This is a genomic window from Haloferax sp. Atlit-4N (genome assembly GCF_003383025.1).
Classification (GTDB): domain Archaea; phylum Halobacteriota; class Halobacteria; order Halobacteriales; family Haloferacaceae; genus Haloferax; species Haloferax gibbonsii.
In genome coordinates, this window is sequence record NZ_PSYY01000002.1 from 88,403 (window position 1) to 104,285 (window position 15,883).

Here is a 15,883-nt window from a genome sequence, read left to right on the forward strand (position 1 = left end):
GCCGCGCGTCCTAAGCCTTCCCGCTTCCGCGCCGAGGGGCGGCCGTCTCGACCCGGCTCGAAGCGCGTGGTTCGGGCCTCGAACGCGACCCATCGGAGACGACATGAATCCCAACCGACCCGATTAACGACACCGACAGTCGACTGAACCGCCGATTAAATCGACACACTTCGGCTGGTTGGAGGGTCACGGGACGTGGTACGTATCTGGATTGGTTGGCGTTCGAGACAATTTGTTGACTACTTTCAGAGAAAGCGTTATATGTTAACGTCTCTCATTGATTGGTAGTCTCGGTCCCCGGGCCGAGCGAGCCGTCGCGCATCGTCCGCAAATTGCCGATTCTGTCGCCAGTCGCCGACCCGTCGTAAGCGCGCAGCGGCGGCGACGCACTTCGACCTACCGCCCGCGGTCTGCGCCGCGGGTCCGTGGTTCGCGGTGTGTCGTCTGCGACCCGCGAACGCGGGCGCGTCGCCCTCGGTCGTCTAACCGGACGGCTGGTCCGACGAGGCTCCACGAACAATGACCGGCGAAATTGAAACACTCGCAGACCTGAGCAAGCACTACAAAGACTCCGTGCCCGCGGACCTCCGCGAGGCGAAGAGCTTCGAGTGGTACTTGGAAGAGGTCTACGCTCACCCAAAGATCGCTCGCAACGCCCACCAGCGCGTGGCGGACATGTTCGACTTCTACGGCACCCGTTACGACGAGGACGCGGGCGTCGTGGAGTACCTCATGGCCTCCGAAGACCCCCTTCACGACGGTGAAAACGTCTTCTACGGTCGCGAAGTACACGAGTCGATCCACGAGTTCGTCAACAAGGTGAAATCGGGGGCCCGCGGCCTCGGCCCCGAAAAACGCATCAAACTCCTCTTGGGTCCCGTCGGCTCCGGGAAGTCCCACTTCGACTGGATTTCCCGGCGCTACTTCGAGGATTACACGATGTCTGACGAGGGGCGGATGTACACCTTCCGGTGGACGAACCTCGGCGACGTCATCCGCGACCAGGACCCCTCCGACGACGTGGTCCAGTCGCCGATGAACCAGGACCCGCTCGTGTTGCTCCCGCAGGAACAGCGCGACGTGGTCATCAAGCAGTTGAACGAGAACCTCGACGCGCCGTACACCATCCGGAACGACCAGGCGCTTGACCCCGCCTCGGAGTTCTACATGGACCGGCTGCTCGCCCACTACGACGACGACCTAGAGGAGGTCGTGGCGAACCACATCGAGGTCATCCGGCTCGTCGCCTCCGAGAACAAACGGCAGTGTATCGAGACGTTCGAGCCGAAGGACAAGAAGAACCAAGACGAGACCGAACTCACCGGCGACGTCAACTACTCGAAACTCGCGGTGTACGGCGAGTCCGACCCGCGGGCGTTCGACTACGCCGGCGCGTTCTGTAACGCGAACCGCGGCATCTTCTCCGGCGAGGAACTGCTGAAGCTCCAGCGCGAGTTCCTCTACGACTTCCTGCACGCCTCGCAGGAACAGACCATCAAGCCGAAGAACAACCCCCGAATCGACATCGACCAGGTCATCGTCGGGCGGACGAACATGCCGGAGTACAGAGAGAAGAAGGGCGACGAGAAGATGGAGGCGTTCAACGACCGGACGAAGCGCATCGACTTCCCGTACGTCCTCGAGTACGAACAGGAGGCCGAAATCTACCGGAAGATGCTCCGGAACGCGGACGTGCCCGACATCCACGTCGAGCCGCACACCTTAGAGATGTCCGGGCTGTTCGGCGTTCTGACCCGCATCGTCGAACCCGACTCCGACACCATCTCGCTCGTCCAGAAGGCGAAGGCCTACAACGGCGAGTTGGACGACGGCGACGACGTGGACGTGCGTAAACTCCGCGAGGAGGGCGAGAAGAAAGCCGACATCGCCGAGGGGATGGACGGCGTCTCCGCCCGGTTCATCGGCGACGAAATCGCCGAGGCCATCATGGACGCGACCCACCGCGGCCGCGGCTACCTCTCGCCGCTGTCCTCGTTTACCCACCTCGAAGAGAACCTCGAGAACCACGGGTCGATTCCCGAGGAGAACCTCGAACGCTACCACCGCTACCTCGAGATGGTCCGCGAGGAGTACAAAGAGCGCGCCATCGAGGACGTGCGCCACGCCCTCGCCTACGATATCGACGAGATTCGCCGGCAGGGCGAGAAGTACATGGACCACGTCATGGCCTACATCGACGACGCGACGGTCGAAGACGAACTGACGGGCCGCGACCAAGAGCCCGACGAGAAGTTCCTCCGCGCGGTCGAAGAGAAGCTCAACATCCCCGAGGACCGCAAGGACGACTTCCGACAGGAGGTCTCCAACTGGGTCTCTCGGCGTGCCCGCGAGGGGACGTCGTTCAACCCGCAGGACAACGACCGCCTCCGCCGCGCCCTCGAACGCAAGCTCTGGGAGGACAAGAAGCACAACATCAACTTCTCGGCGCTCGTCAGCGCGAACGAGCTGGACGACGACGAACGCAACGCGTGGATAGACGCGCTCGTCGACCAGGGCTACTCGCGCGACGGCGCACGGGAGGTGCTCGAGTTCGCCGGTGCGGAGGTGGCGAAGACCGAACTCGAAGGGTGACCATGCGAGACTACATCCGCGAGGCGGACGAGGCGCTCCGCGGCACCTACGAGGAGCCGATGAGCCTCGGCGAGTACGTCGACGCCGCGTTCGAGTCCCCGTCTATCGCCTCCCACGCGTCGAAGTACCTCTTGGAAGCCATCGAGTCGATGGGGACCAGACAGGTGGTCGAACAGGGCGAGGAGAAACAGCGCTACCGCTTTTTCGACGACCCCGCCAACGACGGCGAGCACGCGGTTCTCGGCAACACGGAGGTGCTCAACGCCTTCGTCGACGACCTGCGGACCATCGCCGCCGACCGCGGCAAAGCCGAGAAAATCGTCTGGTTCGACGGCCCGACGGCCACGGGGAAATCGGAGTTGAAACGCTGTCTCATCAACGGGCTTCGGGAGTACTCGAAGACCGACGCGGGGCGGCGCTACACCGTCGAGTGGAACGTCGCCAACGCCGACGACACCCGCGGGCTATCCTACGGCGGCGAGGTCGATGCCGCCGACGAGGACTGGTACGAAAGCCCGGTCCAGTCGCACCCGCTTTCGGTGTTCCCCGCGGAGGTTCGCAAGCGGCTGCTCGCCGACCTCAACAGCAGGAACGGCGACCACATCCCCGTCGACGTCGACGAGGACCTCGACCCGTTCTGCCTGGAGGCGTACACCTACCTCGAAGAGGAGTTCCGCAGAGCGGGCAAGCAGGACCTCTTCAGCGCCGTCACCGACCCGAAACACCTCCGGGTGAAAAACTACGTCGTCGACGTCGGCCGCGGCGTCGGCGTCCTCCACTCGGAGGACGACGGCTCGCCCAAGGAGCGACTGGTCGGGTCGTGGATGCCGAGCATGCTCCGCGAACTGAACTCCCGGGGGCGCAAGAACCCGCAGGCGTTCAGCTACGACGGCGTGCTCTCGCAGGGCAACGGCCTCCTCACCATCGTCGAGGACGCCACCCAGCACGCCGACCTGCTCCAGAAGCTCCTGAACGTCCCCGACGAGGGCCACGTCAAGCTGGACAAGGGAATCGGGATGGACATCGACACCCAGCTCGTCATCATCTCGAACCCGGACCTCGACGCCGAACTCGACAAGTACGCCGACAGGAACGGCCGCGACCCGCTGAAGGCGCTCAAGCGCCGGCTCAACAAACACGAGTTCCGCTACCTGACGAACCTCTCGCTGGAGGCCGAGCTCATCCGCCGCGAGCTGACCAACGAGACGAGCGTCTGGACCGACGACCCCGAGGCGATGGCCGACCGCGTCGCCGAGGCCGTCTCGCTGGACGTCCGCGAGGGGCCGGGCGAGGTCCGCACGCGAGAACTCGCGCCCCACGCCGTCGAGGCCGCGGCGCTCTACAGCGTCGTGACCCGGCTCGACGGCGACGACGTGCCGCGCGACCCGGACATCGAGTTCGACCTCGTCGACAAGGCGCTGTTGTTCGACCGCGGCTACCTGCAGGTCGGCGACCAGCGCCGCGAGGTGTCGGCGTTCGAGTTCGTCGGCGACTCCGAGGGGACTCACGGGATTCCCGTGACGTTCACCCGCGACGTCATCGCCGACCTCCTGCACGACCGCGTCGACCGCAGACACCCCGACCTCGACGTGTCGTCGGTGGTGATGCCGACCGACGTGCTCGACGAGATGGTCGCCGAGCTATCGGACGCGCCCGTGTTCTCGCGGGCGGAGTCCTCGGAGTACGAGGGCCGCATCGCCATGGTCAAAGAGTACATCTTCGACCAGCAGGAGGCGGACGTGCTCGACGCGCTTCTCGCCGACAAAGGCGTCGAGCGCGAGACGGTAGAGGAGTACGTCGAACACGTCTACGCGTGGGCGTCCGACGGGCAGATAGAGACCGAGCGCGGGCCGGTCGACCCCGACCCGCTTCTCATGAAGCTGTTCGAGACCGAGCACCTCGGGCGCTTCTCGCCGGACGACTACGAGGGCAACGACCCATCCGAGACGGTCGAGGACTTCCGAAACGAGAAGGTCATCACCGCGCTCAACCGCTACGCGTGGGAGAACCGCGACGAGGGCTTTACCGTCTCCGACGTGGACCTGACCGAGATTCCGGTCATCCGGACGGTGCTCGAAACCCACGACTGGGAGGACGTGCGCCGGCTGTTCTCCGACCTCGACCCCCGCCAGTGGGACGACCCGCCGGCGAACACCGAGACGGCGCGCGTGAAAGCACGCACCATCGACGAGTTGGTCGACCGCGGCTACACCGCGGCGTCGGCCGAACTGACCAGCCGTGCCGTGATGAAGGAGGTGAGCCACACATGGGACTGAGAGACGACCTCGAACGATTCCGCGAAGTGGGCGAAGAACGCCGCGAAGACCTCAAGGAGTTCATCTCCTACGGCGACCTCGGCGCGTCCGGCTCGAAAGACATCAAGATACCCATCAAGGTCGTGGACCTGCCGGAGTTCAAGTACGACCGCCTCGACATGGGCGGCGTCGGGCAGGGGAAAGGCGGCACGCCCGACGTGGGCCAGCCGCTCGGCCAGCCACAGCCCGGTGACGGCGAGGGCGAAGACGGCGAGCCCGGCGAGGAGGGGGCCGAACACGAGTACTACGAGATGGACCCCGAGCAGTTCGCCGAGGCGCTGGACGAGGAACTCGGCCTCGAACTCGAACCGAAGGGCAAGGAAGTCATCGAGGAGGTCGAAGGCGACTTCACCGACATCACCCGCAGCGGCCCCCACAGCACCCTCGACTTCGAGCGCCTGTTCAAGGAGGGCCTGAAGCGCAAGCTCGCGATGGACTTCGACGAGGAGTTCGTCCGCGAGGCGATGAAAGTCGACGGCACCTCGGCCCGCGAGGTGTTCCGGTGGTGCCGCGAGCAGAACATCCTCGTCTCGATGGCGTGGATCGAAGACGAGTGGAGCCGCATCCCGGACGACGAACGCGGGACGTGGGCCTCCTTCGAGGAGATGGAGGAGAACGTCGAGCGGACGACGGCCATCCAGCGCATCCGACGCGAGGGACTCCGCGAGATTCCGTTCCGCCGCGAGGACGAGCGCTACCGCCACCCCGAGGTCATCGAGAAGAAGCAGTCGAACGTCGTGGTCGTCAACATCCGCGACGTGTCGGGGTCGATGCGGGAGACGAAGCGCGAGCTCGTCGAACGCACCTTCACCCCGCTGGACTGGTACCTCACGGGCAAGTACGACCACGCCGAGTTCGTCTACATCGCCCACGACGCGGAGGCGTGGGAGGTCGAACGCGACGAGTTCTTCGGCATCCGCTCGGGCGGCGGGACGCGCATCTCGTCGGCCTACGAGCTGGCGAAAGAGGTGCTGGACGAGCGCTACCCGTGGCGCGAGTGGAACCGCTACGTCTTCGCCGCGGGCGACTCCGAGAACTCCTCGAACGACACCAAAGAGCGGGTCGTCCCGCTCATGCAGGAGATAGACGCGAACCTCCACGCCTACGTGGAGACCCAGCCCGGCGGGACCGCCATCAACGCCACGCACGCAGAAGAGGTCGAACGGAGCCTCGGCGAGCAGGGTAACGTCGTGGTCGCGTACGTCTCGGAGCCCGACGACGTCATCGACGCCATCTACACCATCCTCAGCACGGAGGCGACAGCAGAATGAGTTTCAGACGACACCGCAGAGACGCACAGCGCGAGGCCGCCAGACTCGACGAGCCCGTCCGGGAGGCCGGCGCGCTCGCGAAGAAGCTCGGACTCGACCCCTACCCGGTGAACTACTGGGTGGTCAACTACGACGAGATGAACCAGCTCATCGCCTACGGCGGGTTCCAAGAGCGGTATCCGCACTGGCGGTGGGGGATGACCTACGACCGCCAGCGGAAGACCGACCAGTTCGGCATGGGTAAGGCGTTCGAAATCGTCAACAACGACGACCCGGCGAACGCCTTCCTCCAAGAGTCGAACTCGCTGGCCGACCAGAAGGCCGTCATCACGCACGTCGAGGCGCACTCTGACTTCTTCAAGAACAACCAGTGGTTCGGGCTGTTCTCCGACGAGGGCCAGTTCGCCGCTGCGGCGATGCTCGAACGGCACGCCCAGACCATCGAACGGTACGTGGAAAACCCCGAAATCAGCCGGGACGACGTGGAGAAGTTCATCGACGCCGTCCTCTGTCTGGAAGACACCATCGACCAGCACCGGACCATCCGCGAGGCCGCCGCCGACGAGGACGGTCGTATCCCCGGAGACATTCGCGCCCAGTTGGACAGTCTCGACATCTCCGACGACGTGCGCCGCGAGGTGTTCGACGAGGCGTGGCTCGAGGGGGTCGAAGAGGCCGAACGCGAGGCCGCGAAGCTCACCGACCCCCGGAAGGACGTGCTCGCGTACGTCCGAGAACACGGGATGCGGTACGACGAGGAGACGGGCAAGGCCGAAGAGATGGAGCCGTGGCAGAAGGACGTCCTCGACATGCTCCGCGAGGAGGCGTACTACTTCGCCGCCCAGAAGATGACGAAGGTGATGAACGAGGGCTGGGCGGCCTACTGGGAGTCGCTCATGATGGGCGACGAGCGCTTCGCGGGCACGGACGAGTTCATCACCTACGCCGACCACCAGTCGCGCGTCCTCGGGTCGCCCGGGCTCAACCCCTACAAGCTCGGCAAGGAGCTGTGGGAGTACATCGAGAACTCGACGAACCGCGCGGAGGTCGCCGACAAACTCCTGCGCGTGAAGGGCGTCACGTGGCGCAACTTCCACGAGACGGTCGACTTCGACGAGGTGCAGACGCTCCTCCGGGCGGACCCCGCTATCGACGGCGTCAGCGCCGACTCCCTCGACGAACTGTCCGAACTCGGCCCCGACGAACCGAGAGTCGACCACGAGACCCTCGACAGGGCGCTGTCGGGCGACGAGTCGCTCGACCTCGAAGCGTACCCGTGGAAGCTCCTCACCTACGAGGGGCTCGCGGAGCGACACTACTCGCTGGTCAAGGCGCAGAACCGCGGGTTCCTCAGCCGGATTCGGCGCTCCGAACTCGAACAGCTCTCGCGGTACATGTTCGACGACGAGGTGTACGACAGCGTCGAGGAGGCCGTCGCCGACGTGGACAAGACCGCCGGCTGGGACCGGATGCGCGAGATTCGCGAGAGCCACAACGACGTGACGTTCCTCGACGCGTTCCTCTCCGAGGAGTTCGTCCGCGCGAACCACTACTTCGCCTACGAGTACTCCCAGTCGTCCCGGCAGTTCCGCGTCTCCTCGTCGGAGTACCGAGACGTGAAAAAGAAGCTCCTGTTCCAGTTCACGAACTTCGGAAAGCCGACTATCGCGGTGTACGACGGCAACTTCGACAACCGCGGGGAACTCCTGTTGGGACACCAGTACAACGGCGTCATCCTCGACATGAAGCAGGCGAAGGGCGTCTTGGAGCGCGTCTATCACCTCTGGGGCCGCCCGGTGAACCTGATGACCATCACGAAGGAGTTCGACGAGCACGAGGTCGAAGTCGCCCGTCGACGGGGGCGCGAGCCGACGCCGGAAGAGCGAGCCATCCGCGTCCGCTACGACGGCGAATCGTTCGACGAACACGACCTCGACCCCGAACTGGAGGCGCGTATCGCCGCCGGCGAGGTCGACTACGACACGAAGCCCGATGACTGGCTCTGAGCGGGGCGATGGCCGAGCCTGACTCGCCGACCGTCTCCGGCGAGCAGGCGGACGGCTCGCTCGACGAGGCCGACATCCACGACGTGCTCAGAAACGAGCGGCGGCGGCTCGCGCTCGAACGACTGCGCGACGGGGACGGTCCGGAGTCGGTCGGCGACCTCGCGGAGCACATCGCCGAGATAGAGTCCGGCGAGTCGCCACCTCCCAAGAACGTCCGTCAGAGCGTCTACATCTCGCTCCACCAGACCCATCTGCCCAAGCTCGACTCGCTCCGAATCGTCGCGTACGACTCGCGGGCGAAGACCGTCTCGCTCGGGTCGAGCGCGGCGGAGCTCGACCACTACTTGGCCGACGAGGAGCCGACGCAAGCTCCCTTCGCGCTCCTGTCGCTCGCGACGTGTCTCGCCGGGCTCGCGCTCCTCTTCGCCGGCTGGATGGGCGTCCCCGTCATCGACCGCGTTGACCCGCGACTCGTCGCCGGGCTCGCGCTCACAGTCGCCGCCGTCGTCGCCGGCGCGGAACTCGGCCTGCAGACGCGAAGCCGGACGTAGACCCGGCGACACGGCCGGGGGTCGCCCCAGGACCGCCGTTCGACTCAAGTCATCCCCATCCTAAGCGCCGCCGACGATGTCCGAGTCAACTTCGCTCGCGTGGTTCCGCCGCGACCTCCGCCTGCACGACAACGAGGCGCTCGCGGCCGCCTGCGACGCCGGCGGCGTCCTCCCGGTCTACTGTCTCGACCCCCGCGAGTACGGCGACCGGCCCTTCGGCGGGCCCGACTCCTTCGACTTCGACAAGACGGGCGCGCACCGCGCCCGCTTCCGCCTCGAATCGCTGTCCGACCTGCGGTCGTCCCTCCGAGAGCGCGGAAGCGACCTCGTCGTCCGCGAGGGGACGCCCGAGTCCGTCCTTCCGGAGTTGGCGGCGACCGTCGACGCCGACTTCGTGACGGTCCACACGCGTCCGACCCCCGAGGAGTCGAGCGTCGAGTCGGCGGTCGAGCGAGAACTGGGAGGCGACGGCGTCGACCTCCGGCGCTTCTGGGGCCACACGCTCACCCACCTCGACGACCTCCCGATGGCGCTCTCCGAAGTTCCGGACACGTACACGACGTTCCGGAAGGCGGTCGAATCGGCCGTCGAAGGCGACGAGGGAGGCGACGCAGGGCGAAGTGGCGAGTCAGCGGGCGACGGCGACCCCGCCGGTCGTGACCCGATTTCCGAACCGGACGTCCCGCCGCTCCCGGTCGACGCACCGGTCGCGGGCGACCTCCCCTCGCTTTCGGACCTCGTCGGAATTTCGGACGCCGAGTCCGCCCGCGCCCCCGACGACCGTGGCGTTCTCCCCTTCGACGGCGGCGAGACGGCCGCGCTCGACCGCGTGGAGTCGTACATCTGGACGGGCGACCACCTCCGCGAGTACAAGGAGACGCGAAACGGACTGCTCGGGGCCGACTACTCCTCGAAGCTCTCGCCGTGGCTGAACGAGGGCTGTCTCTCGCCGCGGTACGTCAAGGCCGAGGTGGACCGCTACGAGGACCGACGGGTCGCAAACGACTCGACGTACTGGCTCGTCTTCGAACTCCGCTGGCGCGACTTCTTCCAGTTCCAGTTCGCCAAACACGGGAGCGACTTCTTCCGCCGCGGGGGCATCCGCGAGCGGACCGACGTCGACTGGCGGGCCGACGAGACGCAGTTCGAGCGCTGGACGGCGGGCGAGACGGGTATCCCCTTCGTCGACGCGAACATGCGGGAACTGAACGCGACGGGTTACATGTCGAACCGCGGGCGGCAGAACGCCGCGTCGTTCCTCGCCAACGACCTCAGACTGGACTGGCGACGTGGTGCGGCGTACTTCGAGACGCGACTCGTCGACTACGACCCCGCGTCGAACTACGGCAACTGGGCCTACATCGCGGGCGTCGGCAACGACTCGCGGGACCGCTCGTTCGACGTGCGCTGGCAGGCGAACCGCTACGACGAGAACGCCGAGTACGTGAAGACGTGGCTCCCCGAACTCGACGCGTTACCCGCCGAGTACGCCCACGAACCGTGGAAACTAAGCGACGAAGAACAGGCGACCTACGGGGTCGAGTTGGGCGTGGACTACCCCGAACCGATGGTCGAACTCGACGGGAGTTAGGGCGACGACGGCGCTCGGAGTGCGGTCCCGAACCCGGTCACATCCCCCACGCGTCGTCGGCCGACCCGCCGAGGCGGGCGGCGGCGAGCGCGAGGACCGTCACGAGCGCGAACCCGATGAACGCGAGTCGCGGAATGGTCAGGAGGCCGCCGAGCACGGGATACTGGATGGACGTACACGGGCCGCCGACGGTACAGGTCGCGCCCGGTGCGACCTGCAGGTACGAGTGGTAGCCCGAGAGGGCGAGCCCTCCCAGCGAGAGGGGAAGCACCGTCTTCCAGACGCCGGGTCGGTCCTCCACCGTGGCGACGCCGAGCACCACGACGAGCGGGTACATCAGGATGCGCTGGTACCAACAGAGGTCGCAGGGCGTGAGCCCGAGACCGAGGCTGAAATAGAGACTCCCGCTCGTCGCGGCGAGGGCGACGAGCGTTCCGGCGGCGAGCGCGGCGCGCGTCGTGTCCGACACGGTCAGGCGCTCCCGAGGCCGTTTCTCGCCCGGTTCGGCTTCGGGGCCGACTGCTGTCGCTTCGCGTGCGGTTCACCACGGTCTCGTCGGGTCGGGTCGCGTATCATCGCTCGGTGGACGTAGAGCCACGATAGACGCCGGCGAACCTCAAGCCATCGGCTTCGCAGTCGAGCTGTCGGCGCGAACGGGGGCGGTCGGACGAATCGGGCCACTCAGACGAGCGCAGTCGCTCGGGAGGGTGGATACGCGGAGTGACCCTCGCCCGTCGGGGGACGACCGACGGGCGAATCTTCGTGGGCCGCTCGGTCACGGGATACGCGCCGAACCAGTGCGATTTGATTGCCGCAGCACGGTGTTATCAATGTTGTGTCGCTGACTGTTGTGTCGGCCAAGTTGATTCCGCGTGCGCGGACCTCCGTGCCGCTCGCCTTACGGACGAAAGACGACGATGGCGACGCCGGCGACGCCCGCCGCCACGAGGAGCGCGCTCCGCCGGGCGACCGGCCCGAGGAGTTCGCGGTCGACGCTCGCCGCGAGAGCCACCTTGACTCCGATGCTCGCGGCGGTTCCGGCGAGGACGCCGACGACGGCGGTCGTCTCGCTGATGGTGCCGCCGCCGTAGAGCGTGACGGTGGTCGTGACGACCGACCCGCTCGACACCAGTCCGCCGAGGAAGCTCGTCACGACGAACCCGGCCGCGCCGAAGTACTCCTGCGCCGCCGCGGACGCGAGCAACACGAGGAGGAAGAACACGCCGAACCGGAGGGCGCTTTCGAGGCTGAACGGCGACTCGAACGCCACGTCGAGGTCGACGCCCCACTCGCGGGAGTGCAGCGCGTAGCTCACACCCACGAGCGCGACGAGTCCAAGGGGAATCCCCACCTCGACCGCGAGCTCCGGGATGAACACGACGACGAGCGAGAGGTTTCGGAGCGCCATCGCCGCGTCGGCCATCAGAATCGCGCCGGCCGCGAGCGGTCGAATCGACGGGTTCCGGCTGGTCCGACCGGCTATCTCGCCGATGACGGCCGTCGAGTTCACCAGCCCGCCGAAAAAGCCCGTGATGGCGATGCCGCGTTCGCCGTACCGTCGGATGATGACGTAGTTGACGAAGCCGATTGCGCTCACCGCGACGACGAGCAACCAGACCGTCCGGGGATTGACGGCATCCCACGGACCGATTCGCCCCTCGGGGAGCAACGGGTAGACGACGAACGCGATGATGGCGAACTCGACGGCGCTCCGAACCTCGTCGGTCGTGAGCCGCCGGGCGAACCCGTGGAGTTCGCGCCGCAGGACCAACAGGAGCGACGACGTGAGCGCGACGACGACGCCCTCGATGACGAAGCCGCTCACCACCGCCGCGCCGACCGCGTAGGCGACTAACAACGACGTCGACGTAGTGAGTGAGAGGTTCACGCCGAGGTCGTCCAGGCGAACGACCTCGGCGTCACCGCGGCGGCCGTCGTCGGCTTCGGCGTCAGCGTCCGCGTCGAAGTCGAGTTGAGAGTCGGCTCGGTCGTCCTCGCTTTCGTGCGACCCGCGTTCGACGAGTCCGCGACTCCCGAGCAACACCGCCTGTGCGACCACCAACAACCCGCCGACCGCGAGGAGGATGTCGCTTCCGACCACGACGGCGACGCCACCGAGGAGGCTCGTCAGCGTGAACGTCCGCACGCCGGCGCTCTTCTTCGACCGCTCGCGCTCCAACCCGAGGAACATCCCCAACGCCGCCGCGACGAACAGGCGGACGACGACGGGGTCGATTTGGGAGACGAACTCTTCGAGCATCATCGAACTCCCGTCCCGGGACGCTCGTGTTCCATGCTATCGTGTATATTTTAATTGCTATCGTTAAAAACGTGTAAGCTAACTACCGCGGGCGGGAGTCGAGTCGTCCGGGGTGAGAGAACTGCTCGGGAGAGGAGTTGAATTCCACTCGCAACAAGTTGCTCGCTAGTTCGAATATCCCGCTCATATCCGCACCTTCGCGGTCTAGGCGACATGTACAGCGGTCGCTTGGAAGGTAGTTCAGCAGAGAAGTGCTCGGTCAGGGATTTGAACCTCAGTCGCAGCAAGCTACTCCCTGATTCAAATCCCTACACTGCGCGCTCTTCTTCGTCACGTTGTTCCTTAGAGAAGTGCTCGGTCAGGGATTTGAACCCTGGTCCTCGGCTCGAAAGGCCAAGATGATTGGCCGGACTACACCAACCGAGCGTCTGCATTCACGAGTGGTCGTTGGACTATTTTAAGCGTTGCGTTCCATCGTGGGTGAGTGAGAGGAACCCACCCACGGCGGCGGCTTACTCGCCCGTGAACTCGGGGTCGCGGTCGCTCGTGAAGGCGGCGATGCCCTCCATCAGGTCCGAGGTGGTAAACAGTAGGCCGAACGCCTGCGCTTCGACCTCCAGTCCGGAGTCGGTGTCTTCCCAGCCGTTGTGCATGGCGCGCTTGGTGTAGCGCTGGGCGACCGGCGGGCCCTGTGCGAACCGCTTCGCGTACTCGAAGGCCCGTTCTTCGAAGCCGTCGTTCTCGACGACCTCGTTGATGAAGCCGTAGTCAGCCATCGTCTCGGCGTCGTAGCGGTCGGCGCTGAAGATAATCTCCTTCGCGCGGCCGGTGCCGACGATGCGCTGGAGGCGGACCGTGCCGCCCCAGCCGGGGAGGAGCCCGAGGTCGTGCTCCGGCTGGCCGAGTTCGGAGCGCTCCGTGGCGATGCGGAGGTCGGCGCACATGGCGAGTTCCATCCCGCCGCCGAGACAGAAGCCGTCGATGCCGGCGATGACCGGCTTGTCGAGTTCCTCGAGCTTTCCGAACGTCTGTTGGCCCTTCCGAGAGATTTCGACGCCCGAGACGGCGTCGCCGCCGCCCGCGGCGATACTCGTCACGTCGGCTCCGGCGGAGAACGCGCGGTCGCCGGCCCCCGTGAGGAGCACGGCGCGGACCTCGTCGTCCTCGGCGAGGGTGTCGAGCGCTTCGGAGAGTTCGTCCATCAGTTCGATGCTGATGGTGTTGAGGCGGTGCGGGCGGTCGAGGGTGATGTGACCGATGCCGTCGCGCACCTCGACGGAGATGTCGTCGAACGCGGGTGCCTCGTCGGATTCCTCCGCGCCGCCGTAGAAGCCCTCGCCGGACTGGGCGAGGTCGCGGAGGTACTGGACGGCCTCGTAGCGCTCCTCACCGGTCTCGTCGTGGTGCTTGTCGAGCGCGCCGACGAGGGTGGCGATGCCCGCGTTGTCGGCCATCTTCGCCGGGCCGTCGGGGAAGCGCCCGCCGAGTTTGACCGCGCGGTCGATGGCCGCCGGGTCGGCCACGTCGTTTCCGACGAGACCTGCGACTTCGTTCGCCATGACGCCGAGGAGGCGGTTCTTGACCGCTTCGCTCCCCTCGTCGTGGGGGACTTCCGCGCCCTCGCCGTCCTCGTAGTCGTAGAAGCCCGTGCCGGTCTTCTGACCGAGGTCGCCTTCCTCGACCTTCTCGGAGAGGAGCGGACACGGCTCGTAGGCGTCACCGAGCACCTCGTGCATGTATTCGAGGACGTGATAGCCCACGTCGATGCCGACGTAGTCGGCGAGTTCGAAGCTCCCCATCGGGAGGCCCATGTCGTACTTCGTCGTGGAGTCGACCTCGGCCATCGTCGCGTCGCCCGAGTGGACAATCCACGCGGCCTCGTTCATCAGCGGGACGAGGATGCGGTTCACGATGAAGCCGGGGCTGTCCTTGCGGACGCGGACGGGCGTCTTGCCCATCGCCTCGGCGAGGTCCTCGACGAGTTCGAGCGTCTCGTCGGCGGTGTGCGCGCCGGAGATGACCTCGACGAGGTCCATGCGGACCGGCGGGTTGAAAAAGTGCATTCCGCAGAAGCGCTCGGGTCGCTCCGTCACTTCGGAGAGTTCGGTGATGGAGAGACTGGAGGTGTTGGTGGCGAACACCGTGTGGTCGGGGGCGTGTTCCTCCAACTCGGTGTACACCTCCTTTTTGATGGACATCTTCTCGGGGACGGCCTCGATGACCACGTCGGCGTCGACGACGGCCTCGCCGAGGTCCACCGCCGTCGAGACGCGGGCGAGCGCGGCGTCGGCGTCGTCCTGCGACAGCCGGTCCTTCTCGGCGAGTTTGTTCAGCGACCACTCGATTTGGTCGTAGCCCTTCTGAACGAACTCGTCTTTGATGTCGCGCAGCACGACGTCGTAGCCGGCGAGGGCCGCGACCTCCGCGATGCCGTGGCCCATGTTGCCCGCTCCGAGAACGGTGATACTGTTGACGTCATCTACGTTCATGGACGAACGTTATAGTGCGCGGCGGTTTCAACGTTTCCCTCGCGCAGAATATAAACGTAACAGATGTTTATTTTCTCGGTTAGAAATACCGGCGCAGTCTGTCGATTATTCGTCTCGGCTTTGCTTTCCACCCGTTCGAAGTTAGTCCACGCACCGCCAGAGATACCGGCTGGCGTAGCTCCGATAGGGGGCCCAGCGCTCGGCGCGTTCGCGCATCTCGCCGCGGGAGACGGCGTCGGGTTCGAACCCGAAGACGTGTTCCATGCCGCGTCGAATCCCGAGGTCCTCGACCGGGAACACGTCCTCGCGGGCGAGCGCGAAGATGAGGAACATCTTCGCGGTCCAGTCGCCGACGCCGCGAATCTCGGTGAGCGCCGCGACGACCTCGTCGTCGTCCATCTCCCGGAGAGATTCGGCCGAGAGGCCGTCTCGGAACGCGTCGGCGACGTTGCGGACGTAGCCGACCTTCTGATTCGAGAGGCCGCAGTCGCGCAGGACGGCCTCGTCGGCGGCCAGTATCCCCTCGGGCGTGACCTCGACGCGGTCGAACAGGCGGTCCCGAATCGTCGCCGCCGCGGTCGTCGAGAGCTGTTGGTTGACAATCGAGACGACCAGTCGCTCGAAGGGGTCGTCGGCGGGGTCGAGCGAGAGCGGGCCGTGTTCCTCGACCACGTCGCCGAGGTGCGGGTCCGCCCGGAGTTCGCGGTATGCGTCGTCGCTCATCGACCCGTGGTTGGGTCGTCGGAGAGAAAAGTGCGCGTGTCTCGGGTGCTCGGATGCGGTCACCGGTCGGAGCGACGGCGGTCGT

At 66.0% G+C, this 15,883-nt stretch carries 10 protein-coding genes and 1 tRNA gene; 6 read left to right on the forward strand and 5 right to left on the reverse strand.

Features of this window, described 5'->3' with window-relative positions; genetic code table 11:
• Positions 1-519 precede the first annotated feature (519 nt).
• From C5C07_RS09580 to C5C07_RS09605, 6 genes are all read left to right on the forward strand, one after another.
• Positions 520-2,592: a PrkA family serine protein kinase gene (locus tag C5C07_RS09580; protein ID WP_004974434.1), complete on the forward strand. Its 2,073-nt coding sequence runs from the start codon at positions 520-522 to the stop codon at positions 2,590-2,592.
• Positions 2,589-4,868 carry a PrkA family serine protein kinase gene (locus C5C07_RS09585; protein ID WP_004974435.1) on the forward strand — a complete coding sequence of 760 codons (2,280 nt, stop codon included), beginning with the start codon at positions 2,589-2,591 and terminating at the stop codon, positions 4,866-4,868. The genes C5C07_RS09580 and C5C07_RS09585 overlap by 4 nt, the downstream gene beginning before the upstream one ends.
• Complete coding sequence (locus tag C5C07_RS09590; RefSeq protein WP_004974438.1) at positions 4,859-6,178, forward strand: YeaH/YhbH family protein; 1,320 nt, start codon at positions 4,859-4,861, stop codon at positions 6,176-6,178. Before C5C07_RS09585 ends, C5C07_RS09590 begins: the two co-directional genes overlap by 10 nt.
• On the forward strand, positions 6,175-8,184 hold the full coding sequence (locus C5C07_RS09595) for a SpoVR family protein (RefSeq protein ID WP_004974440.1): 2,010 nt from the start codon (positions 6,175-6,177) through the stop codon (positions 8,182-8,184). Before C5C07_RS09590 ends, C5C07_RS09595 begins: the two co-directional genes overlap by 4 nt.
• Positions 8,185-8,192: 8 nt before the next feature.
• Positions 8,193-8,735, forward strand: a complete 543-nt coding sequence (locus C5C07_RS09600; protein ID WP_004974441.1) for a hypothetical protein — start codon at positions 8,193-8,195, stop codon at positions 8,733-8,735.
• 76 nt (positions 8,736-8,811) lie between these two features.
• A complete protein-coding gene (locus C5C07_RS09605) occupies positions 8,812-10,326 on the forward strand; it encodes a DASH family cryptochrome (protein ID WP_115804989.1) in 1,515 nt (504 codons plus the stop codon).
• Between the two features lie 37 nt (positions 10,327-10,363).
• Here C5C07_RS09605 and C5C07_RS09610 read toward each other — a convergent pair whose 3' ends face one another.
• From C5C07_RS09610 to C5C07_RS09630, 5 genes are all read right to left on the reverse strand, one after another.
• Complete coding sequence (locus tag C5C07_RS09610; RefSeq protein ID WP_050459793.1) at positions 10,364-10,795, reverse strand: disulfide bond formation protein B; 432 nt, start codon at positions 10,793-10,795, stop codon at positions 10,364-10,366.
• 429 nt (positions 10,796-11,224) lie between these two features.
• Complete coding sequence (locus tag C5C07_RS09615; RefSeq protein WP_049905049.1) at positions 11,225-12,586, reverse strand: MgtC/SapB family protein; 1,362 nt, start codon at positions 12,584-12,586, stop codon at positions 11,225-11,227.
• Between the two features lie 351 nt (positions 12,587-12,937).
• Positions 12,938-13,012, reverse strand: a tRNA-Glu gene (locus tag C5C07_RS09620).
• An 86-nt stretch (positions 13,013-13,098) separates the two neighbouring features.
• On the reverse strand, positions 13,099-15,075 hold the full coding sequence (locus C5C07_RS09625) for a 3-hydroxyacyl-CoA dehydrogenase/enoyl-CoA hydratase family protein (protein ID WP_004974449.1): 1,977 nt from the start codon (positions 15,073-15,075) through the stop codon (positions 13,099-13,101).
• 141 nt (positions 15,076-15,216) lie between these two features.
• Positions 15,217-15,798 (reverse strand): DNA-3-methyladenine glycosylase, encoded by a 582-nt coding sequence (locus C5C07_RS09630; RefSeq protein ID WP_115804990.1) that lies wholly within the window; start codon positions 15,796-15,798, stop codon positions 15,217-15,219.
• Between the last annotated feature and the right edge of the window lie 85 nt (positions 15,799-15,883).

Excerpts from the sequence above, each read along its gene's own strand:
- C5C07_RS09580 (WP_004974434.1), top strand. The coding sequence starts at position 520 with ATGACCGGCGAAATTGAAACACTCGCAGACCTGAGCAAGCACTACAAA.
- C5C07_RS09590 (WP_004974438.1), top strand. The coding sequence starts at position 4,859 with ATGGGACTGAGAGACGACCTCGAACGATTCCGCGAAGTGGGCGAAGAA.
- C5C07_RS09595 (WP_004974440.1), top strand. The coding sequence starts at position 6,175 with ATGAGTTTCAGACGACACCGCAGAGACGCACAGCGCGAGGCCGCCAGA.
- C5C07_RS09600 (WP_004974441.1), top strand. The coding sequence starts at position 8,193 with ATGGCCGAGCCTGACTCGCCGACCGTCTCCGGCGAGCAGGCGGACGGC.
- C5C07_RS09605 (WP_115804989.1), top strand. The coding sequence starts at position 8,812 with ATGTCCGAGTCAACTTCGCTCGCGTGGTTCCGCCGCGACCTCCGCCTG.
- C5C07_RS09615 (WP_049905049.1), bottom strand. The coding sequence starts at position 12,586 with ATGCTCGAAGAGTTCGTCTCCCAAATCGACCCCGTCGTCGTCCGCCTG.
- C5C07_RS09625 (WP_004974449.1), bottom strand. The coding sequence starts at position 15,075 with ATGAACGTAGATGACGTCAACAGTATCACCGTTCTCGGAGCGGGCAAC.
- C5C07_RS09630 (WP_115804990.1), bottom strand. The coding sequence starts at position 15,798 with ATGAGCGACGACGCATACCGCGAACTCCGGGCGGACCCGCACCTCGGC.